Genomic DNA, 242 nt, shown 5'->3' with positions numbered 1-242 from the left:
ACCCGCAAAGCGCAGGGCAGCCCGATCGCTGCAGGCCTCATTGCTTTCGGCGCAGGCCTCCTTGTCTCGGCGCTCTTCCCGCCGTCGGAGAAGGAGCGCGAGGCAGCCCAGGCACTGAAGGATGCGGCCCAGCCGTTGACTGAGGAAATCAGCCACGCCGCGCAGGAAGTGGCCGAACACCTGAAGGAACCTGCCCAGGACGCCATGCAGAACGTCAAGGACAGTGCCACCGAGGCAGCCTC

At 66.1% G+C, this 242-nt stretch carries 1 protein-coding gene; it reads left to right on the top strand.

From position 1 onward, the window contains the following. Nucleotides 1-242: hypothetical protein (locus SB764_RS43955; RefSeq protein WP_410867307.1), on the top strand; the 242-nt coding region annotated here is incomplete at both ends.

Origin of the sequence: Paraburkholderia sp. SIMBA_027 (genome assembly GCF_046535315.1) — a bacterium.
GTDB lineage: Bacteria > Pseudomonadota > Gammaproteobacteria > Burkholderiales > Burkholderiaceae > Paraburkholderia > Paraburkholderia tropica.
The sequence above is the reverse complement of the archived record's forward strand: the minus strand, read 5'-3'. Positions and strand labels throughout refer to the sequence as shown.